At 73.5% G+C, this 20731-nt stretch carries 24 protein-coding genes; 21 read left to right on the top strand and 3 right to left on the bottom strand.

All coding sequences use genetic code 11. The features are described 5' to 3' along the window. Window positions 1-13 precede the first annotated feature (13 nt). The 10 genes from J0910_RS25930 to J0910_RS25885 all read left to right on the top strand — a co-directional run bounded on the left by J0910_RS25930 (window position 14) and on the right by J0910_RS25885 (window position 9374). Complete coding sequence (locus J0910_RS25930) at window positions 14-952, top strand: co-chaperone YbbN (RefSeq protein WP_420161151.1); 939 nt, start codon at window positions 14-16, stop codon at window positions 950-952. A gap of 82 nt (window positions 953-1034) precedes the next feature. Beyond that, window positions 1035-1778 carry a cytidylate kinase-like family protein gene (locus tag J0910_RS25925; RefSeq protein ID WP_420161150.1) on the top strand — a complete coding sequence of 248 codons (744 nt, stop codon included), beginning with the start codon at window positions 1035-1037 and terminating at the stop codon, window positions 1776-1778. 216 nt (window positions 1779-1994) lie between these two features. Next, entirely contained in the window at window positions 1995-3398 is a 1404-nt protein-coding gene (locus J0910_RS25920; RefSeq protein WP_420161149.1) for an NAD-dependent malic enzyme, read from the top strand. An 85-nt stretch (window positions 3399-3483) separates the two neighbouring features. Continuing rightward, the gene (locus tag J0910_RS25915; RefSeq protein WP_420161148.1) at window positions 3484-4062 is read left to right on the top strand and encodes a YqgE/AlgH family protein; all 579 of its coding nucleotides are present in this window, start codon (window positions 3484-3486) and stop codon (window positions 4060-4062) included. 43 nt (window positions 4063-4105) lie between these two features. Next, window positions 4106-4348 carry a DUF3039 domain-containing protein gene (locus tag J0910_RS25910; RefSeq protein ID WP_017593614.1) on the top strand — a complete coding sequence of 81 codons (243 nt, stop codon included), beginning with the start codon at window positions 4106-4108 and terminating at the stop codon, window positions 4346-4348. A gap of 246 nt (window positions 4349-4594) precedes the next feature. Beyond that, complete coding sequence (locus J0910_RS25905) at window positions 4595-5374, top strand: class E sortase (protein ID WP_420161147.1); 780 nt, start codon at window positions 4595-4597, stop codon at window positions 5372-5374. 4 nt (window positions 5375-5378) lie between these two features. After that, window positions 5379-5564 carry a hypothetical protein gene (locus J0910_RS25900; RefSeq protein WP_420161146.1) on the top strand — a complete coding sequence of 62 codons (186 nt, stop codon included), beginning with the start codon at window positions 5379-5381 and terminating at the stop codon, window positions 5562-5564. A gap of 43 nt (window positions 5565-5607) precedes the next feature. Next, entirely contained in the window at window positions 5608-7320 is a 1713-nt protein-coding gene (locus J0910_RS25895) for a DEAD/DEAH box helicase (RefSeq protein ID WP_420161145.1), read from the top strand. A gap of 79 nt (window positions 7321-7399) precedes the next feature. Next, window positions 7400-8353, top strand: a complete 954-nt coding sequence (locus tag J0910_RS25890) for a zinc metalloprotease (RefSeq protein ID WP_420161144.1) — start codon at window positions 7400-7402, stop codon at window positions 8351-8353. 10 nt (window positions 8354-8363) lie between these two features. After that, window positions 8364-9374, top strand: a complete 1011-nt coding sequence (locus J0910_RS25885) for a tryptophan--tRNA ligase (RefSeq protein ID WP_420161143.1) — start codon at window positions 8364-8366, stop codon at window positions 9372-9374. A gap of 97 nt (window positions 9375-9471) precedes the next feature. Here the strand turns inward: J0910_RS25885 and pncA are convergent, their stop codons facing one another. Next, complete coding sequence (pncA, locus tag J0910_RS25880; RefSeq protein WP_420161142.1) at window positions 9472-10047, bottom strand: pyrazinamidase PncA; 576 nt, start codon at window positions 10045-10047, stop codon at window positions 9472-9474. Window positions 10048-10060: 13 nt separating this feature from the next. Continuing rightward, window positions 10061-11389, bottom strand: a complete 1329-nt coding sequence (locus tag J0910_RS25875) for a nicotinate phosphoribosyltransferase (RefSeq protein WP_420162089.1) — start codon at window positions 11387-11389, stop codon at window positions 10061-10063. A gap of 133 nt (window positions 11390-11522) precedes the next feature. On the opposite strand from J0910_RS25875, the gene clpS reads away from it, so the two are divergent. The 7 genes from clpS to J0910_RS25840 all read left to right on the top strand — a co-directional run bounded on the left by clpS (window position 11523) and on the right by J0910_RS25840 (window position 16086). Continuing rightward, window positions 11523-11819, top strand: a complete 297-nt coding sequence (clpS, locus tag J0910_RS25870) for an ATP-dependent Clp protease adapter ClpS (RefSeq protein WP_420161141.1) — start codon at window positions 11523-11525, stop codon at window positions 11817-11819. Next, the gene (locus J0910_RS25865; protein WP_420161140.1) at window positions 11819-12397 is read left to right on the top strand and encodes a DUF2017 domain-containing protein; all 579 of its coding nucleotides are present in this window, start codon (window positions 11819-11821) and stop codon (window positions 12395-12397) included. Before clpS ends, J0910_RS25865 begins: the two co-directional genes overlap by 1 nt. Window positions 12398-12468: 71 nt before the next feature. Continuing rightward, on the top strand, window positions 12469-12894 hold the full coding sequence (locus J0910_RS25860) for a M67 family metallopeptidase (protein WP_420161139.1): 426 nt from the start codon (window positions 12469-12471) through the stop codon (window positions 12892-12894). Between the two features lie 76 nt (window positions 12895-12970). Continuing rightward, window positions 12971-13249, top strand: a complete 279-nt coding sequence (locus J0910_RS25855) for a MoaD/ThiS family protein (RefSeq protein WP_420161138.1) — start codon at window positions 12971-12973, stop codon at window positions 13247-13249. Window positions 13250-13255: 6 nt separating this feature from the next. Then, on the top strand, window positions 13256-14203 hold the full coding sequence (locus tag J0910_RS25850; RefSeq protein WP_420161137.1) for a PLP-dependent cysteine synthase family protein: 948 nt from the start codon (window positions 13256-13258) through the stop codon (window positions 14201-14203). A gap of 76 nt (window positions 14204-14279) precedes the next feature. Further along, a complete protein-coding gene (locus J0910_RS25845) occupies window positions 14280-15089 on the top strand; it encodes a thioesterase family protein (protein WP_420161136.1) in 810 nt (269 codons plus the stop codon). 220 nt (window positions 15090-15309) lie between these two features. Next, on the top strand, window positions 15310-16086 hold the full coding sequence (locus J0910_RS25840; RefSeq protein WP_420161135.1) for an MBL fold metallo-hydrolase: 777 nt from the start codon (window positions 15310-15312) through the stop codon (window positions 16084-16086). A 54-nt stretch (window positions 16087-16140) separates the two neighbouring features. Here the strand turns inward: J0910_RS25840 and J0910_RS25835 are convergent, their stop codons facing one another. Next, window positions 16141-16905 (bottom strand): hypothetical protein, encoded by a 765-nt coding sequence (locus J0910_RS25835; protein WP_420161134.1) that lies wholly within the window; start codon window positions 16903-16905, stop codon window positions 16141-16143. Between the two features lie 246 nt (window positions 16906-17151). On the opposite strand from J0910_RS25835, the gene J0910_RS25830 reads away from it, so the two are divergent. From J0910_RS25830 to J0910_RS25815, 4 genes are all read left to right on the top strand, one after another. Next, window positions 17152-17658 (top strand): DUF7144 family membrane protein, encoded by a 507-nt coding sequence (locus J0910_RS25830; protein ID WP_420161133.1) that lies wholly within the window; start codon window positions 17152-17154, stop codon window positions 17656-17658. A gap of 54 nt (window positions 17659-17712) precedes the next feature. Then, the gene (gene rph / locus J0910_RS25825) at window positions 17713-18432 is read left to right on the top strand and encodes a ribonuclease PH (RefSeq protein WP_420161132.1); all 720 of its coding nucleotides are present in this window, start codon (window positions 17713-17715) and stop codon (window positions 18430-18432) included. Beyond that, window positions 18429-19049 (top strand): RdgB/HAM1 family non-canonical purine NTP pyrophosphatase, encoded by a 621-nt coding sequence (gene rdgB / locus J0910_RS25820; protein ID WP_420161131.1) that lies wholly within the window; start codon window positions 18429-18431, stop codon window positions 19047-19049. The genes rph and rdgB overlap by 4 nt, the downstream gene beginning before the upstream one ends. 307 nt (window positions 19050-19356) lie before the next feature. Then, entirely contained in the window at window positions 19357-20712 is a 1356-nt protein-coding gene (locus J0910_RS25815) for a uracil-xanthine permease family protein (protein WP_420161130.1), read from the top strand. Window positions 20713-20731: the final 19 nt, after the last annotated feature.

Here is a 20731-nt window from a genome sequence, read left to right as displayed (position 1 = left end):
GCAGGATGGAGGCATGCAGCCATCGGACTACTCCATGCAGGGTGCGGTCGACCTCGGAGCCCGCAAAGCCGCGATGGAACGCGAGGCCAAGCGCGAGGCCGAGCGGAACTCCGGCACCGCCAACCCCTACGCGATCGACGTCGACGAGAGCAATTTCCAGCAGGAGGTACTGGAGGCGTCGCTCAGCGCGCCTGTGGTCCTCGCCGTCCTGCAGACCAGTTCTGAGCAGTCCGCCCAGGTGGAGGCGGCCATCGACCGCCTCGCCGTGGGCGCCGGCGGCCAGTGGCGCGTCGCCAAGGTGGACGTGCAGGCCAACCCGCAGATCGCCCAGGCGCTGCGGGTCCAGGCGGTGCCCACGCTGGCCCTGGTGATCGGCGGCCAGGTGGTCCCCGGCCCGGTCGGCCCGGCCACCGGGGACCAGCTGCGCGACTGGCTCTCCCAGATCTTCGAGGAGCTGCGCAAGCAGCAGGTCCTCCCGCCGGAGTTCACCGGGCTGGGCCCGGAGGACGACGGCGCCCCGGAGCAGGAGCAGGGCCCGCAGGACCCGGTCGACGCCGAGGCCCAGGAGGCCCTGGACCGGGACGACTTCGAGGCGGCCGAGGCCGTCTACGCCAAGGCCCTGGAGAAGGACCCGAAGAACGAGAACGCCCGGCAGAAGCTGGCCTGGGTGCGCCTGGTCGGCCGGCTCCGCGATGTCGACGCCGCCGCGGTGCGCAAGGCCGCCGCCGACGACCCCGCCGACGTCGACGCGCACATCGCCGTCGCCGACATCGACACCTACGGCGGCAAGTTCGAGGACGCCTTCAGCCGGCTGATCAACCTGGTCCGCGTCACCCGGGACGAGGAGCGCGAGCGGGTCCGCAAGCACCTGGTCTCGCTCTTCGAGGTGCTGCCCGCGGGCGACCCGGTGGTCTCCAAGGCCCGCCGCTCGCTCACCTCCGCGCTGTTCTGAGCCGCCGTTCCGGCCGCCCCGCGCCGGGGTAGGAACCGGTTGAGCGGGGCGGCCCGCGGGAATCGGACCGGATGGTGGCGCTATGGGCTGTGCGGTGACGGTCTCGGCGACCTACGGGGCGGGCGGCGGCGTGGTGGGGCGCGCGCTCGCCGCCCGCCTCGGCGTCTCCTTCCTGGACCGGGCGGTGCCCGGCGCGGTCGCCGAGCGGATCGGCTGCTCCCTGGAGGAGGCGCTGCGCCGGGACGACCGCGCCCCCAGCGGGCTGGAGCGGATGCTGGCCGGCGCGGCCCGGCTGCCCACCGTCACCCTGGGCAGCGTGGACATGAGCTACCTCGGCGCCGCCGACGCCGAGGGCCGCATCCTCGACGACCGGGAGTTCGTCGACCGGACCGAGCAGGTGCTGGCCAGGATCGCCGAGGACGGCGGCGTGGTGCTGGGCCGGGCCGGCGCCGTGGTGCTGGCCGGCGCCCCCGGGGTGCTGCACGTCCGGTTGGACGGGCCCAGAGCGCGCCGGCTGGAGCAGGCCGCCGCCCTGCCCGAGCTGGCGCGCGCCCAGGGGCTGCCGGAGCCCCCCGACGACGGCGAGGCCCTGCCCGACCCGGACGCCGGGCCCAGGGAGCACCCCTGGCACCCGCCGACCATGCGCGACCTGGAGCAGAACGACCGGGCCCGCAGCGCCTACGTCCGCCGCTACTACCGCACCGACCCGGCCGACCCCTCCCTCTACCACCTGGTCCTCGACTCCACCGCGGTCGAACTGGCCACATGCGTGGACATCGCGGAGCGGCTGGCCCGGGAGCGGGCCGCCGGGCGCACCGGAGTGTGAAGCGCCTCACCGGCCCGGTGCCCACCGCGACCAGCGGCGGTGGCACCATGAAGGGTGCGCACGGCACCTGCGCGCCGGACCTCTCGACGGCGCCCCGGGCGGGACACGACGCCCGGGAAACGCGGCCCCAGCCAGGTCGCCCGCGGTGCCGGCGGCGCGCGTTCTGAGCCGGAGCGCGCCGGTTCGCGTCGGACATGTGACATAGAGGAGCTTTACGTGGCCACCCTTCCCAGCGTCTCCTACTCGATAACCGTCCGCCTGGAACTCGACGGGCACGGCAGCGCCGTCGGCAGCCTCACCAACGCGGTCGAGCACGTGGGGGGCGTCATCACGGCCCTGGACGTGGCCCAGGCCGGGCATGAGCGGATCCGCATCGACGTGACGTGCGCCGCCCGCGACACCGACCACGCCCAGGCCATCGTCGACGCCCTGGGGGCCATCGAAGGCGTCGTGGTGCACAAGGTCAGCGACCGCACCTTCCTGATGCACCTCGGCGGCAAGATCGAGATGCAGTCCAAGGTCCCGCTCCGCAACCGGGACGAGCTGTCCATGGCCTACACCCCCGGCGTCGCCCGCGTCTCCCAGGCCATCGCGGCCAACAAGGACGACGCCCGCCGGCTCACCGTCAAGCGGAACAGCGTCGCGGTGGTCACCGACGGCTCGGCCGTGCTGGGCCTGGGCAACATCGGCCCGGAGGCCTCCATGCCGGTCATGGAGGGCAAGGCCGCGCTGTTCAAACGGTTCGCCGACATCGACGCCTGGCCGATCGCCCTGGACACCCAGGACGTCGACGAGATCGTCCGCACCGTCCAGGTGATCGCCCCCGGCTTCGGCGGCATCAACCTGGAGGACATCTCCGCCCCGCGCTGCTTCGAGGTGGAGGCCCGGCTGCGCGAGCTGCTGGACATCCCGGTCTTCCACGACGACCAGCACGGCACCGCCATCGTCGTGCTCGCCGCGCTGAAGAACGCGCTGCGCGTGGTCGGCAAGAACCTCGGCGAGGTGCGGATCGCGATGTCCGGCGCGGGCGCGGCCGGCACCGCCATCCTCAAGCTGCTGATGCACGCCGGCGCCAAGCACGTGGTGGTCTGCGACGTCAACGGCGCGGTGCACGAGGGCCGCGACGACCTCGACCCCAACCTGGCCTGGATCGCCTCCAACACCAACCCGGACGGCTACACCGGGGACCTGCGCGGCGCGGTCGCCGGGGCCGACGTGTTCATCGGCGTCTCCGCGCCGAACGTGCTGGGCGGCGAGGACATCGCCGAGATGAACGACGACTCGATCATCTTCGCGCTGGCCAACCCGGACCCCGAGGTCGACCCGGACGTGGCGCACCTGCACGCCTCGGTGGTGGCCACCGGCCGCAGCGACTACCCGAACCAGATCAACAACGTGCTGGTCTTCCCCGGGTTCTTCCGCGGCCTGCTGGACGCGCAGAGCCACCACGTCGACTCCGACATGATGGTCGCCGCCGCGGAGGCCATCGCCGGGGCCGTCACCGACGACGAGCTCGGGCCGCACTACATCATCCCGAGCGTGTTCCACACCGGCCTGTCCAAGGCCGTCGCCTCGGCGGTGCGCGAGGTCGCGGTCCGCGCCGGAGGCGCCGCGGAGTGACCGCGCCGCGACCGTCCGGCTCCGGTGCGCGGCCGTGCGCCGGGGCCGGTGGTCGCGGCCGCCCGGGCGGGGTAGAGAGCAGGACATGAGCACGCCGAACCTGACCGGGAGCCTGCTGGTGGCCACCCCCGCGCTGGAGGACCCGAACTTCCGGCGGACCGTCGTCCTGGTCATCGACGACGACGCCGAGGGAACGCTGGGCGTGGTCGTCAACCGCCCCTCCGGCCACCTGGTCGAGGAGGTGCTGGAGGGGTGGAGCGCCTTCGCCAGCTCGCCGGCGGTGATGTTCGAGGGCGGGCCGGTCGGCGAGGGCTCCGGGCTGGCCCTGGGCGTTCCCGGGGACGAGGAGGAGCCGCTGGGCTGGCGGCCGCTGGAGGGCGAGGCCGACACCGAGGCCGTCCGGGTGGGCGTCATCGACCTGGACGCCCCGCCCGAGGTGGTCGGCGGCGGGCTGGGCCGGCTGCGGGTGTTCGCCGGCTACTCCGGCTGGGGCCGGGGCCAGCTCGGCGCGGAGATCGAGGAGGGCGCCTGGTACGTCCTCCCGGCCAGTGTGGAGGACGTCTTCTCGGACTCCCCGGAGACCCTGTGGGCGCGGGTGCTCCGCCGGCAGGGCGGCGATCTCGCGCTGGTCTCCACCCTGCCCGACGACCCCTCGCTGAACTGACCGGTACCGTAGGAGGCCGGATCCGAGGAGGTGTGAGCGAGCGATGGCCATGGACGTGCTGAACAAGGTCGTGCCGGAGAGCGAGACCCGTCCGGACATCTCGCACGACGACGGGGACCGCGAGCGGTTCGCGCACTACGTGCAGAAGGACAAGATCACCGAGAGCGCCGTCACCGGGGCGCCGGTGATCGCGCTCTGCGGCAAGGTCTGGGTGCCCAACCGGGACCCGAAGAAGTTCCCGGTCTGCCCCGAGTGCAAGAAGATCTACGAGGAGATGACCTCCTGAGGCGCCCGTAGCCCTCCGCCGCCATCGGCGGAGGCCCTGCCCCCGCCGCCCTCGCCGGGCGCCTCCGGGCCGCCGCCCCGTCCGGCCGTCGCGCTCCGCGGTCCCCGGCCGCCGGCGGGCCGCCCGCCAGAGGCCGGAGAGAGGGGCGCCCGCCGTCGGCAATGCCCTGCTGTGCGGGCTTTGTGCGCACGGTGCCCCGTGCGGCAGGATACGCTCGCAGGCGACGGCGACGACGGGTAGGTCCATATGGTTTCCACCAGTGAGCGCGGAGCGCACCGGCGCACCAGAGGGACGGGTCGCCGCGCCCGCCGCAGGCTCACCGGCGGCGACGTCGCGCGCGGCATCCTGCGCACCGTCGGCGAGCTGCTGTTCACCGCGGGTGTGGTGATGCTCTTCTTCGCGGTCTACCAGGTCTACGGCAAGCAGATCGAGACCGACCGCGAGCAGCAGCAGCTCTCCCAGGGGCTGGAGGAGACCTGGGAGGCCGGCCCGGACTCCGAGCCGCTGCCCGGCTCGGCCGACAGCCGGATGTACATCCCCGGGCTCGACCTGGACTGGGTCGTCGTCAACGGCGTGCAGCCGGAGGACATCCGGTACAGCCCCGGCCGCTACACCGACGACGACGTGGCCGGCGGCGAGTCCGCCGACCCCGGGCAGCCGGGCAACTACGCGGTGGCCGGGCACCGGGTGGCCGGCATCTTCTGGGACCTGGACCTGCTCTCCGACGGCGACGAGATCGTCGTGGAGGACCGGGACAACTACTACACCTACAAGGTCATCGAAGAGGTCACCGTCACTCCGGACAAGGTCGAGGTGGTCGACCCCGACCCGTTCGACCCGGAGAACAACGGCGACCCGCAGCGCTCCCTGCTCACCCTCACCACCTGCGCCCCCAAGCTGAACAACACGCACCGGCTGATCGTGCACGCCGAGCTCAGCGAGACCCGGCCCAAGGAGCAGGGCATGCCGGAGAACATCGCGCACATGGCGCCGGAGGACGGCGACGCGGCGAAGGAAGCGGAGTGAACCGGTGTACGGACTGATCTGGCGGCTGATCCCCGGCCCGGTGCCGGTGAAGCTGATCGTCGTCCTGGCGCTGATCGCCGGGGCCGCCTGGCTGCTGTGGAGCGTGGCCTTCCCGTGGATCGACCCCTACATGCCGTTCAACGACGGCGCGGTCGACACCGGCGCGGGGGCTGGCGCCGGCGCGGGGTAGGGCCGGATACCCTCGTCCGGGTGAGCAATGGGGGAATGGCCAGATGACGGTTGTGCAGACGAGCACGGCGGACCGCCTCACCGGGCTGCGGCAATGGCAGCGCGAGGCGTTCGACGAGTACTTCCGCCGGGAGCCCCGGGACTTCCTGGCGGTCGCCACGCCGGGGGCGGGCAAGACCACGTTCGCGCTGACGCTCGCGGCCGAGCTGCTGGCGCGGCACGCGGTCCGCTCCATCACCATCGTGTGCCCCACCGAGCACCTGAAGAAGCAGTGGGCCGAGGCGGCGGCCCGGTTCGGGATCGCGATCGACCCCGACTTCAAGAACGCCCAGGGCGCGCTGGGGCGGCAGTTCACCGGTGCCGCGGTGACCTACGCGCAGGTCGCCGCGCACCCGATGCTGCACCGCAACCGCACCGAGGCGCGCCGCACCCTGGTCATCTTCGATGAGGTGCACCACGCCGGCGACGCGCTCTCCTGGGGCGACGCCGCCCGCGAGGCGTTCGACCCGGCGGCCCGGCGGCTCTCGCTGACCGGCACCCCGTTCCGGTCCGACGTCAACCCCATCCCGTTCGTGGACTACGTGCAGGACCACGACGGGGTCCGCCGCTGCTCCTGGGACTACAGCTACGGCTACGCCCCGGCGCTGGCCGACGGCGTGGTCCGCCCGGTCATCTTCATGGCCTACTCCGGGGAGATGCGCTGGCGCACCCGGGCCGGAGACGAGCTCGCCGCCCGGCTCGGCGAGCCGCTCACCACCGACGCCCTGGCCCAGGCCTGGCGGGCCGCGCTCGACCCCAAGGGCGACTGGATCAAGAAGGTGCTGGCCGCCGCGGACCGCCGGCTCAGCGAGGTGCGCAACGCCAGCCCCGACGCCGGCGGCCTGGTCATCGCCAGCGACCACGAGACGGCTCGGGCCTACGCCCGGATCCTGCGCAAGATCACCGGCCAGGGCGCCACCGTGGTGCTCTCCGACGACCCCACCGCGAGCAAGAAGATCTCCCGGTTCGCCGAGTCGGAGGACCGGTGGATGGTCGCGGTGCGGATGGTCTCCGAGGGCGTCGACGTGCCCCGGCTGATGGTCGGCGTCTACGCCACCTCCACCAGCACCGCGCTCTTCTTCGCCCAGGCGATCGGCCGCTTCGTGCGGACCCGCCGGCGCGGCGAGGTCGCCTCGGTCTTCCTGCCCTCGGTGCCCACCCTGCTGGAGTACGCCGGGGAGATGGAGCGCGAGCGCGACCACGCGCTGGACCGCCCGCTCAAGGAGGGCGAAGAGCCCGAGCAGGACATGGTCGACGAGGCCCGCAAGAAGCGGGACACCCCTGACGCGGGGGAGGAGCTGCCCTTCGAGACGATGGAGGCCTCCGCCGAGTTCGACCGGGCCCTCTACGACGGGACCGAGTTCGGCGGCGGGGCCCCCGGGTCGCCGGAGGAGGAGGACTTCCTCGGCCTGCCCGGCCTGCTGGAGCCGGAGCAGGTCGCCCAGCTGCTCCGCAAGCGCAAGACCGAGCAGCGGGCCGCCGAGCGCAGGGCGCCCGCCGAGCCGGCCGAGGCGCCGGCCCACGAGCGCACCGCCGAGCTGCGCAAGGAGCTCAACACCCTGGTCGGGGCCTGGCACCACCGGACCGGCAGCCCGCACGGGATGATCCACAGCCAGCTCCGCCGCGCCTGCGGCGGCCCGCCGATCGCGCAGGCCAGCGCGGAGGAGATCCAGCGGCGGATCGACAAGATCCGGGCCTGGGCCACCGGCGGGAAATAACCCGGGAGGGGAAGAAACCGGCGAACAGGGGCGCGCCGTTCATATGCACTACGTCGTCACTCGACTACATTGAGTGACCATGGGCAAAGGAACGGCGTGGCGTATCTGGTCCGGGACGGGTGCCTGCGCGGCTGCCCTCGCCGGCCTGCTGGCGGCGGGGGCCTCCTCCGCGGAGGACTCACCCGAGCGCCCCCCGGCGGCCGCCGCCGGGGAGTGCGCGCCCGGCGCGGAGCGCCGCACCGATCCGGGGACGGTCCGCGACCGCCACGGCATCAGCCCGGCCGAGGCCGCGGAGTACGAGCGGAAGCTCCGCGAGGCCCGGGTCTCCCACCGCGGCGACGGACCGGTGACCGTACCGGTCGCGATGCACGTGATCACCGCCGCCGACGGCACCGGCGACGTCCCCGACGACAAGGTCCGCGAGCAGATCGACGTGATGAACCGCGGCTTCGGCGGCGGCTACGCCGGCGTGGACACCGGCTTCCGGTTCGAGCTGCGGGAGGTCACCCGGACCGGCGACGACGCCTGGTTCGGCTCCTTCGAGGCCAACGAGTCGAAGGCCAAGGCCGAGCTGCGCCGCGGCGGCCCGGAGACGCTGAACATCTACACCGTGGACATGGGCTCCGGGGTGCTGGGGCAGTCCACCTTCCCGCAGGACTACCGGACCGACCCGAAGGCCGACGGGGTCGTGGTGGACTACCGGACGGTGCCCGGCGGCGGCCGGAAGGGCTTCGACCTCGGCCACACCGCCACCCACGAGACCGGCCACTGGCTCGGGCTGTTCCACACCTTCCAGAACGGCTGCTCCCACCCGGGCGACTACGTGGAGGACACCCCGTACGAGCGGGAGCAGTCCAGCGGCTGCCCGAAGGGCCGGGACACCTGCCCGGACAAGCCCGGCACCGACCCGGTGCGCAACTTCATGAACTACAGCGACGACCCGTGCCTGCGGGAGTTCACCCGGGGCCAGGCGGTCCGGATGAGCGACCACTGGCACGCCTTCCGCGACCGGCAGGGGAACCCGGCTCGATAGACTCGGGGCCATGGCAGCGACCAAGACCTACCTGACCGGCATCCAGACGTCCGGCATGCCGCACCTCGGCAACTACGTCGGCGCGATCAAGCCCGCGCTGGAGGCGGCGGCGAGCAACGACACGCTGTACTTCCTCGCCGACTACCACGCGCTCAACTCGGTCCGGGACCCGGAGAAGCTCCGCCACGACGTCCGGTCGGTCGCCGCCACGTGGCTCGCCTGCGGCCTGGACCCCGAGCGCACCCTGCTCTACCGGCAGTCCGCGATCCCCGAGGTCTTCGAGCTGACCACCATCCTGTCCGCGGTCACCTCCAAGGGCCTGATGAACCGGGCGCACGCCTACAAGGCGGCCCGGGACCGCAACGCCGAGGCCGGGGTGGAGGACCTGGACGCCGGGGTCAACATGGGGCTGTTCAACTACCCCCTGCTGATGGCCGCCGACATCCTGGTGATGGCCGCCGACGTGGTCCCGGTCGGCCGGGACCAGCGCCAGCACATCGAGTACACCGCCGACATCGCGGGCTCGTTCAACCACCTCTACGGCTCGTCCTACGCCTTCCCGATCCCGGAGGGCGCCTACCCCGAGGGGGAGGGCAGCATGCTCCCCGGGATCGACGGCCGCAAGATGAGCAAGTCCTACGACAACCACATCCCGCTGTTCCTGCCGGCGAACAAGCTGAAGAAGCTGGTCCGGCGGATCCCCACCGACTCCACCCCGGTCGAGGCGCCCAAGGACCCGGACTCCTCCGCGGTCTTCCAGCTGCTGTCCCACTTCGCCGACGCGGAGCGCACCGCCGCCGCCCGCAAGCGCCTGGAGGAGGGCGGCATGGGCTGGGGCGAGCTGAAGAACGAGCTGTTCGAGGTGCTCGACGAGACCTTCGGCCCGATGCGCGAGCGCTACGACGCGCTGATGGAGCCGGGCAGCGAGTTGGACGGCATCCTCGCCGACGGGGCCGCCCGCGCCCGCGAGCGCGCGCAGGCCACCCTGGCCCGGGTCCGCTCGGCCATCGGCATCGCCTAGGGCGCCGGCCGAGGCGCCGCCGCGGAACCCCGGCCGGCGCCGGAGGGGCGCCGCCGATGAGCGGCGCCCCTCCGGCGCTCTCCGGCGGCCGCGGGCCTCAGGCCGCGACGACCGGGGTCCCCTCCAGGGCGACGCCCTTCCCGGCCAGCCGGCGCAGGGCGGCGTCGGTGGTCTCCCGGGACACCCCGGCGGTCAGGCCGAGCAGCACCCGGGTGGCGAAGCCCGCCGCGGCGGCGTCCTCCGCGGTCGCCCGGACGCAGTGGTCGGTGGCGATGCCCACCACGTCCACCTCGGTCACGCCGCGGGCGCGCAGCCACTCCTCCAGGCCCTCCCCGCTCTCGGAGGAGCCCTCGAAGCCGCTGTAGGCGGCGGTGTAGGCGCCCTTGCTGAACACCTCCTCGGCGGCGGAGGCGTCGAACCCGGGGTGGAACGCGGCCCCCGGGGTGCCCGCCACGCAGTGCGGCGGCCAGCTGTCGGTGTAGTCGGGCTCGTCGGAGAAGTGGCCGCCCGGGTCGATGTGGTGGTCGCGGGTGGCCACCACCCGGTCGTAGTCGGCCCGGTGCTCGGCGAGGAACGCGGAGACGGCGCGCGCGGTCTCCGCTCCGCCCCGAACCCCGAGGCTGCCCCCCTCGCAGAAGTCGTTCTGCAGGTCCACGACGATCAGCGCCTTCACGGTCGTTCTCCTCTCACACGCCGACGCGCTGCTCGAAGCGGGTCGGCAGGGCGGGTTCGCCCCTCGACATCTGCTGGGCGGAGGCCGGCAGCTCGGCCAGCGAGGCGGCGTGCCGCTCGCGGGCGGCCGGCAGCGGCTCGGCGCCGGTGATCTCGCCGCCGGCGACCAGCCGGCGCAGCAGCGGCCGGGTGAACGGGCGCTGCGGCGGCTCGTGGTCGAAGACCACCTCGGCGGTGGCGGTGCCGGACTCGTCGAAGGCGCGCGCGGCCCACTTGCGCCCGCCCTTGCTGGGCTTGCCCACGGACCGCTTGGCCACCGGCTCCAGCGGCGCCGCCGGGTCGCTGCCGTGCGACCGGGCCACCAGCTTGTACACCAGTGAGGCGGTGGGCGCTCCGGACCCGGTGACCAGCGAGGTTCCCACCCCGTAGCCGTCCACCGGCGCGATCGCCAGCGCCTGGATGGCGTACTCGTCCAGGTCGCCGGTGACCACGATGCGGGTGCCGGAGGCGCCGAGCCGGTCCAGCTGCTCGCGGACCCGCGCCGCGGTCGGTGCCAGGTCGCCGGAGTCGATGCGCACCCCGCCCAGGCCGGTGCCGCCCAGCTCCACCGCGGCCTGCACCGCCCGCTCCACGTCGAAGGTGTCCACCAGCAGCGTGGTGCCGGAGCCCAGTGCCTCCAGCTGGGAGCGGAACGCGTGCCGCTCGTTGTCGTGCACCAGGATGAAGGCGTGCGCGCTGGTGCCGGCGGTGGGCACCCCGTAGCGCCGGCCGGCGGCCAGGTTGGAGGTGGTGGCGAAGCCGGCGAGGTAGGCGGCGCGGGCGGAGGCCACCGCGGCCTCCTCGTGGGTGCGCCGGGAGCCCATCTCGATCAGCGGGCGGCCGTGCGCGGCGCTCGCCATCCGGGAGGCCGCCGAGGCGATCGCGGTGTCGTGGTTGTAGATGGACAGCGCCACCGTCTCCAGTACGACGGCCTCGGCGAAGGAGCCCTCCACCACCAGGATCGGGGAGCCGGGGAAGTAGCACTCGCCCTCGCCGTAGCCCCAGACGTCCCCGGAGAACCGGTAGCCGGCCAGCCACTCCAGGGTGGCCTCGTCGACCACCCGGGCGTCGGCGAGGTAGTCGAGCTCCTCGGTGCCGAACCGGAAGTCGCGCAGCGCGTCCAGGAACCGGCCGGTCCCGGCGACGACGCCGTACCGGCGGCCCTCGGGCAGCCGGCGGGCGAACATCTCGAAGACGGTGCGCCGGTGCGCGGCTCCGCTGCGCAGCGCGCCCTCCAGCATGGTGAGCTCGTAGTGGTCGGTGAGGAGCGCACTGCTCGCGCCACCGGTGGTGTGGTCCGTCATGGGCATCCAGACTAGTTTGTGTCTGAGAGGAACAAAATAGGGGGAGCAGCACACCGGCGCAGCGGACCGAGGGCCCCTGTGATGGGTGGGACAATGGGGGCGGCGACGGATCGAGCGGAGAGGTGGGCCACCCATGCCGACGGCACCGGCACCGGTCGAGCTCGAACGGCCGGAGGCCCGGGAGGACGTCCGGCCCGACGTGCCCTGGGTCACGATCGTCTGGAACGACCCGGTCAACCTGATGTCGTACGTGACCTACGTGTTCCAGACCGTCTTCGGCTACTCCAAGCGCAAGGCGCACAAGCTGATGCTGGACGTGCACCACAAGGGCCGCGCGGTGGTCTCCAGCGGCACCCGCGAGGAGATGGAGCGCGACGTGAACATCCTGCACCAGTACGGGCTGTGGGCGACCTTGAAGCGGGACACCTGATGACGAGCGGTTTCCGGGCCGTCCGCGGCGGCGTGGGCATCCGGCTGGACGCGGACGAGGCGGCGGTGCTGCACTCGATGGCCTCCCTGGTGCTGGAGCTGGTCGGACCGGCCGAGGACGGCGGGGGCGGCGAGGGCGGAGCCGACTCGCTGGAGGCCATGGTGGGCATCTCCGGCAGCGCGGAGCGGCCGGAGGACCCGGTGCTGGCCCGGCTGCTCCCGGACGCCTACACCGAGGAGGGCGACACCGGGGCCGCCGCCGACTTCCGCCGCTACACCGAGGGCGACCTGCGCCGGCACAAGCGGGAGAACGCCGAGGCGATGGCGGCCGCGCTGGCCTCGCTCCCGCCCGGCGGGGGCGAGCTGGTGCTGGACGTCGGGGACGCGCACGCCTGGCTGAAGGCGCTCAACGACGTGCGGCTGGCGCTGGGCACCCGGCTGGAGGTGTCCGAGGAGGGCGGCGAGACCCGGGTGCGGGTCGAGGGCGCCTCCGACCAGGCGGCCGCGCACATCTACGACTGGCTCGGCGGTGTGCAGGAGACCCTGGTCCAGGCGCTGATGGGCGCGCGGCGCGGCTAGCGGCGAGACCCGGGGCACAAACCCATACCCAGTGGGTGGGTAGGGAAAAATTCTCGGCTACGCTGGCTGGCATGCTGAGGATCAACCGCGAGATCCGCGACCTGATCGTGGCGCACGCCCGCCGGGACCACCCCGACGAGGCCTGCGGCATCGTCGCCGGCCCGCTGGGCTCCGACCGCCCCGAGCGGTTCGTCGAGATGGCCAACGCGGAGCGCTCGCCGACCTTCTACCGCTTCGACTCCATGGAGCAGCTGAAGGTCTGGCGGGAGATGGACGACCGGGACGAGGAGCCGGTGGTCGTCTACCACTCGCACACCGCGACCGAGGCCTACCCCTCGCGCACCGACATCTCCTATGCCTCCGAGCCCAACGCGCACTACGTGCTGGTCTCCACCCGGGACCCGGAGGCGGGCCCGGACGCCGTCGAGTTCCGGTCCTACCGGATCCTCGACGGCGAGGTCACCGAGGAACCGGTCGAGGTCGTCGACGCGTACTGACCCGCGGAGGAATCACCGGCGCCCGCGCGCCGTTGTCAACGGGCGGCAAGCCCCATCCTGTGAGGAGAGAGAGCCCATGGCCACCGAGGTCCGCATCCCCACCATCATGCGCAATCTGACCGATGGCGCCAAGGCAGTCGAGGGCGCCGGCTCCACCCTCGGCGAGCTCATCGAAGACCTGGACAGCCGCCACCCCGGCCTGGGCGAGAAGCTGGTCGACGGCGACAGGCTGCGCCGGTTCGTCAACGTGTACCTGAACGACGAGGACGTGCGCTTCCTCGGCGGCATCACGACCCCGGTGGCCGACGGCGACACGGTCACCGTGCTGCCCGCCGTCGCCGGCGGCATGCGCTAGCCCGCCATGCGCTACGACTCGCTCCTCGACTCGCTGGGCGGCACGCCCCTGGTGGGGCTGCCGGCCCTCTCGCCCTCGCCCGAGGTCCGCCTCTGGGCCAAGCTGGAGGACCGCAACCCCACCGGGTCGATCAAGGACCGCGCCGCCTTCTACATGATCGAGCAGGCGGAGAAGGACGGCCTGCTCGCCCCGGGCCGCACCATCCTCGAGCCGACCTCCGGCAACACCGGCATCTCCCTGGCCATGGTCGCCAAGCTGCGCGGCTACCGGATGGTCTGCGTGATGCCGGAGAACACCTCCGAGGAGCGCCGCCAGCTGCTCCGGATGTGGGGGGCGGAGATCCACTCCTCGCCCGCCGCCGGCGGGTCCAACGAGGCGGTCCGGGTGGCCAAGGCGATGGCCGCCGAGCACCCCGACTGGGTCATGCTGTACCAGTACGGCAACCCGGCCAACGCCCGCGCGCACTACGAGACCACCGGCCCCGAGCTCCTCGCCGACCTGCCGGAGATCACCCACTTCGTGGCCGGCCTGGGCACCACCGGCACCCTGATGGGCGTCGGCCGCTACCTGCGCGAGCAGCGCCCGGACGTGAAGATCGTCGCGGCCGAGCCGCGCTACGGCGAGCTGGTCTACGGGCTGCGCAACCTGGACGAGGGCTTCGTGCCCGAGCTGTACGACCCCGAGGTGCTCACCACCCGGTTCTCCGTCCCCTCCGACGCCGCGCTGCGGCGCACCCGGCAGCTGCTGGAGAAGGAGGGCGTCTTCGCCGGCATCTCCACCGGCGGCGCGCTGCACGCCGCCCTGGGCATGGCGGCCAAGGCGGTGAAGGCCGGCGAGCGCGCCGACATCGCCCTGGTCATCGCGGACGGCGGGTGGAAGTACCTGTCCACCGGCGCCTACGAGGGCACCCTCGAAGAGGCCGAGGAGCGGCTCGACGGCCAGCTGTGGGCCTGATCCGGGGGGCCGCCCCCCGCCTCCCGCGGGAGGGGCCGGGCGGCGCCCCCGGAATCCGGTTCGGTTGAATGGGGCCATGACCCGCTTCGAGTCCGCCACCGAGGTCCGCGCCCTGCCCGAGGGCGGGCGCTACGCCGCCGACCTCGACCCCGGGTACCTGATCGGCACCGCGATGAACGGCGGCTACCTGATGGCCGTCATGCAGCGGGCCGCCCTCGCCGAGGCGTCCCACCCGCACCCGGTCTCCTCCTCCTACCACTTCCTGCGCCCCGCGGGCGCGGGGCCGGCCGAGGTCGAGGCGGTCCCGGTGAAGAGCGGCCGGACCGTGGACACCGTCCGGGTCACCCTGCTCCAGGAGGGCAGGCCGCTGGTGACCGGGCACGTCGCGGCGGCGGAGCTGGAGCCGGGCGGCGAGCCGGCGCACGAGGCCGCGCCCCCGGACCTGCCGCCGCCGGACCGCTGCCGCGCCTACGACCCGCGCCGCGGCAAGGCCGGCGCCGACGGCTTCCCGGGCCGGGTCGACCAGTTCTACACCGAGCCGACCTGGCGGCGGCTGCGCGGCGAGGACCCCGAACCGGTCCCCGAGCTCGGCGGCCACCTGCGGCTCAGCGAGCGGGACGGCGGAGCCCCGGCCGACCCGGCACTCTTCCTGCCGATGGCGGTGGACGCGCTGCCCCCGGTGGTGACGGTCTTCGACTCCTGGCGCTGGGCGCCCACGGTGGAGCTCACCTGGCACATGCGCGCGCTGCCCGCGCCCGGCCCGCTGGCCTTCCGCGCGACCTGCCTGGCGGCGGGGGGCGGATGGTTCGATGAGAACGTGGAGTTGTGGGATGTGAAGGGGCGGCTGGTGGCCCAGTCCCGACAAATGGCGCGAAATGGCCGTTGATTGCACTCGGCGGCCTTGAACAGGGCAAACGTGGTGTGTTCGAATCTGGTAGCGGTGCACATGTGATTCAAACCGCGTGAGACGCGGGCCACAATCGGTACCACCGCGGCGGCCGTTGGGGTAGACCCGTAACACGAAGAACAGGGAGGCACCCGCCCCGTGCTGCGACCGCGCCGCCGCGGGCCTCCGCGGAGCACCCCACCGAAAAGGCGAAAGCGACGTGCGACTCACCATCATCGGCTCCTCAGGGAGCTTCCCCGGTCCCGCAAGCCCCGCCTCCTGCTACCTGGTCGAGGCGGACGGCTTCCGCATGCTCCTCGACCTCGGCAACGGTGCGCTGGGTGCCCTGCAGAACTACACCGACATCTACGCGATCGACGCGGTCTACCTCAGCCACCTCCACGCCGACCACTGCTTCGACCTCTGCTCCTACTGGGTGGCCCGCACCTACCCGCAGGGCGGCCGCAAGCCCCGCATCCCGGTCTACGGCCCGCCCGGCGTCGCCGACCGGATGGCCGAGGCCTACGGGCTCGCCCCCGAGCCCGGCATGCGGGAGACCTTCGACTTCCACGAGCTCGCCCCGGGGGCCCGGGAGATCGGCCCGTTCTCGGCGCGCACCGCCCGGGTCAACCACCCCGTCGACGCCTTCGGCCTCCGCCTGGAGCACAACGGCACCACCCTGACCTACAGCGGTGACACCGCCGCATGCGACCAGCTGGTCGACCTGGCCGCCGACACCGACCTGTTCCTGTGCGAGGCGTCCTTCCACGACCACCACGACAACCCCAAGGACGTCCACCTGACCGGCCGCGAGGCCGGCGAGCACGCGGAGCGCGCCCGCGCCCGGCGCCTGGTCCTCACGCACCTGGTGCCGTGGAACGACGACGAGACCACGCTGCGCGAGGCGCACACGGCCTACTCCGGCCCGGTCGAGCTGGCCCGGCCGGGCGCGGTCTACCGGATCGGCGCCGAGGCGCTGGCCCAGTCACCGGCCTGAGCCTCCGGCCGCCTCCGGCCGGCCGAACCGATCGGGAGGCCGGGCCCGGCCGGCCTACCCGCCGTCTCCGCCGCCCTCGCCGTCCCCGTCTCCGGTGTCCTCCGCGCCCCCGGACGGCTCCGCGCCGCTCTCCGGGGCGAGCACCTCGGCCGCGCTCCCGGCGGCCGCCTCCACCACTTCCGGCCCGGCCTCGGCCATCCGCTCGGAGTTGGCCGAGACGGTGACCAGCAGCCCGGGGAAGTGCAGCAGCACCCGGGAGAACGGCTCGGCCGGCCGCCACTCGCCCACCCCGCCCAGCGCGGCCACCTCCGGGGTGGTGAAGTAGTCCGGATCGCCGGCCGCCCGCTCGGGCGGCTCGCCGGCGGCCTGCACCCGGCTGCCCTCGGCGGAGAACGAGACCATCACCACCTCGCTGCCCTCGGCGGCGCTGAACCCGGCCCAGGAGCACTCCAGCGCGTGCTCCGAGCGGATGCCGGTGAACTGCGGGTCCTCCCCGATCAGCTCGGTGAAGGCCTCCTGGTCCGCGCTGATCCCGGCGTCCTCGCAGCGGTCCGGCACCTCGGCCGGGCCGGCCGGCTCCGGCGGCCCGGCGTCGTCCGCGGTGGCCGCCTCGGCCTCCGCCTCCGGGCCGGGGAGCGCCTCGCCGCCGAACCGCTCCCAGGCCGGCTCCGGCGAGGCGGCCGGCTCCGAGCGCGGACCCGACGGGGAGCCGCCTCCGCCCGCTCCGCCGGGGGCGGCGCCCCCGCCGCAGCCGGCGGCCGCCAGGGCCAGCAGGGCGGCGGACGCAGCCGCCGCAGCACCGATCGAACGCGCACTCATCTGCCGGGACCTCTGCCTTGGGGTGACTCTGCCTTGGAGGGGCCATGGGGGCGGCCCGGGGAACCGGAACCCAATGGTGCCAGCTTTCCGGCGGGCTCCAGCTCCGCCCCCACAGAACGTGAGCGAACGGAGACCTGACCGCACCGGGCGGCATACCGGACTTTTACCGCTTCATTCCTGCTCCCGTCTGGCAGGCCACCGCCCCGGAGCGCATGGTGAAGGCGTGGTGATGGAGAGGAGTGGGAAATGAACATGCGAAGCGCACACGGGTGGCAGGTCTTCTCCGCGACGATGCTGCTCACCCTCGGTGTGATCAACCTCGTCCAGGGCATCGTCGGCATGGGCAGGCCGGATTTCTACGCCGTGGCCGACGGCGGCCTCCTCGTGTTCAACTTCGCCTTCTGGGGGACCGTCCTCACGGTGTGGGGGCTGCTGATGATCGCGGGCGGCATCGGCATCATGACCGGGGCGATGTGGGCGCGCGTCGCGGGCGTGCTGGTGCTGGCGGTCAACGCGGTCGTCCAGTTCCTCTTCATGCCGGCCTTCCCGCTCTGGTCGCTGGCGATCATGGCCGCCGACGTGCTGGCCATCTACGGGCTGACCGCGGGCTGGCCCGCCACGGCGGCCGCGGCGGCCGGCCGCGAGGCGGAGGAGGCGGCGACGGCCTACGGCGCGGGCCGGGAGGCGGCGCACGCCAAGCCGGAGGCACAGGCCCCGCGGCAGCAGGGCCGGCACGAGCAGCCGATGGGCTGAGCCCGGCGGCGGGATCGGGGCGCTCCGGACCCCGTACGGCGATAGTCTGCGGACATGGCCCGACCTGACGGACGCGCTCCGAACCAACTCCGCCCCGTGACCATCACGCGCGACTGGCTCCGCCACGCCGAGGGGTCCGCGCTCATCGAATTCGGCGACACCCGCGTGCTGTGCGCGGCCACCGTCGAGGACGGCGTTCCGCGCTGGCGCCGCGGCACCGGCGAGGGCTGGGTGACCGCCGAGTACGCGATGCTGCCGCGCTCCACCGACACCCGCAGCTCCCGGGAGTCGGTCAAGGGCAAGATCGGCGGGCGCACCCACGAGATCTCCCGGCTGGTGGGCCGTTCGCTGCGCGCCGTGGTCGACTTCAAGGCGATGGGCGAGCACACCATCACCCTCGACTGCGACGTGCTCCAGGCCGACGGGGGCACCCGGACCGCGGCCATCACCGGCGCCTACGTGGCGCTGGCCGACGCGGTCAAGTACCTGCGCAAGAAGCGCAACCTGAAGAACAACCCGCTCACCGGCTCGGTCGCCGCGATCAGCGTCGGCGTGGTGCAGGGCCGGCCCCGGCTGGACCTGAACTACCTGGAGGACTCGGTCGCCCAGACCGACATGAACGTGGTGGCCACCGGGGACGGCCGGTTCGTCGAGGTGCAGGGCACCGCCGAGGGGGCGCCCTTCGACCGCAAGGAGCTGGACAGCCTGCTCGACCTCGCGCTGGGCGGCTGCACCGAGCTGACCGAGCTGCAGAAGAAGGCCCTGGCCGGATGAGCCTGCTGAAGCTGGTCCTGGCCACGCACAACGCCAAGAAGGTCCCGGAGATGCAGGCGGTCCTGGCCGAGGCCGGGGTCGACGCCGAGGTGGCCGACCTGTCCGGCCACCCGGACGCGCCCAAGGTCGCCGAGACCGAGCCGACCTTCGCCGGGAACGCCCTGCTGAAGGCGCGGGCCATCGCCGCGCACACCGGCCTGCCGTCGGTCGCCGACGACTCCGGGCTGCGGGTGGACGAGCTCCGCGGCATGCCCGGGGTGCTCTCCGCGCGCTGGTCCGGCCGGTTCGGCGCGGCCTCCGGCGACGTCGACGCGGCCAACCTCGACCTGGTCCTGGACCAGATCGCCGACGCCCCCGAGGAGCGGCGCGGCGCGGAGTTCGTCTCCGCCGCGGCGCTGGTCCTGCCGGACGGCCGGGAAGAGGTCTTCGAGGGCGTGATGCGCGGCCGGCTGCTGCGCGAGCGGCGCGGGTCCAACGGCTTCGGCTACGACCCGATCTTCGTCCCGGAGGGCGAGGAGCGCAGCACCGCGGAGATGAGCCCGGCGGAGAAGAACGCGATCAGCCACCGCGGCAAGGCGTTCCGCCTCCTCGCCGCGTACCTGCGCGAACTCGGCTGACCCGGCCGCCCCGGCACGCGAGGGCCCCGTCCGCACCGCCGCGGACGGGGCCCTCCGCCGTCGGCGGGCCCGGCGCGGCCGCCCCGCCCGCCCCGGACCCGGCGCGGACGGCCGCGGGGCCGGGGCGGGGCAGGCCGGACGGCGGCTCCGGCGGCGGTTCCGGGACGGGCGCCGCGGCGGCCCTGCCCCCGGCGGCGCCGCCGCGGCTTCGAAGAGTGTCTTGACCGATCCCGCTCCACCTGCTCATACTGATGGCCAAATCGATTTGGCCAACCCCCTCACCCCCCAGAACCAAGGGAGCGCCAACGTGACCGTCCAAGCCGAGCGCCACCCCGTCGACCGCTACCGCCCAGTGCACCGGATGCTGCTCTTCGGGGCCCAGCACGTCCTGGTCATGGCGGCGACCCCGATCTCCAGCGTCTTCCTGATCAGCGCCGCCTGCGACCTGACCCCCGAACTCACCGTCGACCTGCTCGCCGCGGCCTTCGTCCTCTCCGGCCTCGGCTCGATCCTGCAGTCCCTGGGACCCTGGCGGATCGGCGCCAAGCTGCCCTTCGTGATGCTCCCCGGCGGCGCCCCCGTCGTGCTGTTCGCCGCCATCGCCCAGCAGCACGGCCTGCCCACCGCCACCGGCGCCGTCATCATCACCGGCCTCTTCTACCTGGTGGTCCTACCGGTCTTCACCCGGCTGATCCGGTTCTTCCCGCCCCTGGTCATCGGCACGATGATCGTCGTCGTCGGGATCAACCTGGTGAAGGTCGGCGCCCTGCTGATCACCGGCGAACCCGGCACACCGGAGTTCGGCGACCCGACCGCCCTGGTCCTCGGGCTCTCCACCATCGGCCTCACCGTCGCCTTCTACCGCCTCTTCCGCGGGGTGCTGCGGCAGCTCGCCGTCATGCTCGGCCTGGTCGCCGGGGCACTGCTCGCCGCCGCCCTCGGCGCCGCCGACTTCTCCGGGACCCTGGACGGCGGGCTGCTCCAGGCGCCCCGCCCGCTGCCCTTCGGCGCCCCCGAGTTCAGCCTGCTCGCCTCGCTCCCGCTGCTCCTCTACAGCCTCGCCTCGATGGCCGAGGCCACCGGGCAGACGGTGATCAACGGCGAGGCCGTCGGCAAGGACGTGGACGCCCGCCGGGACGCGCCCAAGACGATCCGCGGCGACGCCGTCGTCTCCTTCGCCGGCGGCTTCTTCGGCCTTCCGCTCATGGTGACCAGCGGCGAGAACATCGGCATCGTCCGGGTCACCGGGGTGCGCAGCCGCTACGTCACCGTCGCCGCCGGCGCGATCCTGGTGCTGATCGGCTTCCTCGCCCCGGTGAGCCGGCTGGTCAACGCGGTCCCCTCGGCCGTGGTCGGCGGCACCGCCGTGGTGGTCTTCGGCGTGATCGTGGTGCTCGGCGTGCAGATGCTCGGCCGCGCCGCGCTCGACGACCACACCACCACCTTCATCTGCGCCGTCGCCATCGCACTGGGCCTGCTGCCGATCCTCGTCCCCGGGCTCTACGCCGCGCTCCCGTCCACCGCCCGCATCCTCCTGGAAAGCGGCGTCGCCGTCAGCGCGCTCACCGCGGCCCTGCTCAACGTCCTCTTCCGCCACCCCGGCGGCCCCCCGGCCCCGGCCGCCGAACCGGCCGGCCCCGCGCCCGAGAAGCACTCGGCCTGAGAAGCACCGCACCCGAAGA

It is taken from the genome of Nocardiopsis oceanisediminis (assembly GCF_048595525.1).
Lineage (GTDB): Bacteria > Actinomycetota > Actinomycetes > Streptosporangiales > Streptosporangiaceae > Nocardiopsis_A > Nocardiopsis_A oceanisediminis.
This window is presented reverse-complemented; position numbering and strand designations above follow the sequence as displayed.

Bases quoted from the DNA above. Each gene is read 5' to 3' on its own strand.
- J0910_RS25930 (WP_420161151.1), top strand. From the start codon at position 14: ATGCAGCCATCGGACTACTCCATGCAGGGTGCGGTCGACCTCGGAGCC.
- J0910_RS25925 (WP_420161150.1), top strand. From the start codon at position 1,035: ATGGGCTGTGCGGTGACGGTCTCGGCGACCTACGGGGCGGGCGGCGGC.
- J0910_RS25915 (WP_420161148.1), top strand. From the start codon at position 3,484: ATGAGCACGCCGAACCTGACCGGGAGCCTGCTGGTGGCCACCCCCGCG.
- J0910_RS25910 (WP_017593614.1), top strand. From the start codon at position 4,106: ATGGCCATGGACGTGCTGAACAAGGTCGTGCCGGAGAGCGAGACCCGT.
- J0910_RS25905 (WP_420161147.1), top strand. From the start codon at position 4,595: ATGGTTTCCACCAGTGAGCGCGGAGCGCACCGGCGCACCAGAGGGACG.
- J0910_RS25895 (WP_420161145.1), top strand. From the start codon at position 5,608: ATGACGGTTGTGCAGACGAGCACGGCGGACCGCCTCACCGGGCTGCGG.
- J0910_RS25890 (WP_420161144.1), top strand. From the start codon at position 7,400: ATGGGCAAAGGAACGGCGTGGCGTATCTGGTCCGGGACGGGTGCCTGC.
- J0910_RS25885 (WP_420161143.1), top strand. From the start codon at position 8,364: ATGGCAGCGACCAAGACCTACCTGACCGGCATCCAGACGTCCGGCATG.
- J0910_RS25875 (WP_420162089.1), bottom strand. From the start codon at position 11,389: ATGACGGACCACACCACCGGTGGCGCGAGCAGTGCGCTCCTCACCGAC.
- clpS (WP_420161141.1), top strand. From the start codon at position 11,523: ATGCCGACGGCACCGGCACCGGTCGAGCTCGAACGGCCGGAGGCCCGG.
- J0910_RS25865 (WP_420161140.1), top strand. From the start codon at position 11,819: ATGACGAGCGGTTTCCGGGCCGTCCGCGGCGGCGTGGGCATCCGGCTG.
- J0910_RS25860 (WP_420161139.1), top strand. From the start codon at position 12,469: ATGCTGAGGATCAACCGCGAGATCCGCGACCTGATCGTGGCGCACGCC.
- J0910_RS25855 (WP_420161138.1), top strand. From the start codon at position 12,971: ATGGCCACCGAGGTCCGCATCCCCACCATCATGCGCAATCTGACCGAT.
- J0910_RS25850 (WP_420161137.1), top strand. From the start codon at position 13,256: ATGCGCTACGACTCGCTCCTCGACTCGCTGGGCGGCACGCCCCTGGTG.
- J0910_RS25845 (WP_420161136.1), top strand. From the start codon at position 14,280: ATGACCCGCTTCGAGTCCGCCACCGAGGTCCGCGCCCTGCCCGAGGGC.
- J0910_RS25835 (WP_420161134.1), bottom strand. From the start codon at position 16,905: ATGAGTGCGCGTTCGATCGGTGCTGCGGCGGCTGCGTCCGCCGCCCTG.
- J0910_RS25830 (WP_420161133.1), top strand. From the start codon at position 17,152: ATGAACATGCGAAGCGCACACGGGTGGCAGGTCTTCTCCGCGACGATG.
- rph (WP_420161132.1), top strand. From the start codon at position 17,713: ATGGCCCGACCTGACGGACGCGCTCCGAACCAACTCCGCCCCGTGACC.
- rdgB (WP_420161131.1), top strand. From the start codon at position 18,429: ATGAGCCTGCTGAAGCTGGTCCTGGCCACGCACAACGCCAAGAAGGTC.